General features: G+C 36.8%; 1 protein-coding gene. It reads right to left on the reverse strand.

The window, feature by feature from the left end:
• Positions 1-733 (reverse strand): hypothetical protein (locus IQR33_RS23970; RefSeq protein ID WP_228014107.1); only part of this gene is annotated, 733 nt, incomplete at both ends.

Below are 733 nucleotides of genomic sequence, written 5' to 3' on the forward strand. Positions count from 1 at the left end.
TCTATCAGACTCGCTGAACAGGCAATTCATCTTGTTTCTTGGAATATTTTTGCCGTTGAAACTTACCTCTAAGTCGTAGACTATTTTTTTACCTCCATTATTTTGCTTTCTACTGATATTGAAGTTTCGAGAGCCAAGGCTTTGGAATAGTCGGTTAATCTCATCAAAGTAGTTATCTAGAAACTCCTCTTGTGATGCTTCTAGTGTTCCCTTGTTGTTATTGTATGTTTCTTGGTCTTGTATTGCTTGAGTGCTAAGTTGTCTATAAGTTGCGCATTTTCCCTCTAAAGTATGACGTAGTTTTTTATTCTCAAGTGCTTTCTGATTTGTGTTTTCAGCGGTTTTAATAGCAGCTAGCGCAGCAGAATCAAGGCCGTCTTTAAACTCAATAAGTTTTTCATTTATTGATTCGATTACGACCTTATAGGCTTCTTTGGCATCATTAAATGAGTCTATCGCTGACTGTAGAGGCGAGAAATCAATTGTTTCAACAGAGTTGTATGCTGTTTCGATTTTTACATTTAGAAGCTCAAGAACTTGAGGCTTTAACTCATTGTGTTTTTCGCTTAAGTTTTCAATCGATCCCTTAACTACCTCATACATATCATCGACAAAGGGAATCAGCTCCGCTATTTGCTCAGTCACAGATTGTTCAGGGTATAGCTCAAGTATTCCTTTATTTTCTTCGTGAATCCGATTAATGGCTTGCTCATCAATTGTAATCAATTGCTTG

This window comes from Vibrio sp. OPT46, from assembly GCF_015163535.1.
GTDB lineage: Bacteria > Pseudomonadota > Gammaproteobacteria > Enterobacterales > Vibrionaceae > Vibrio > Vibrio alginolyticus.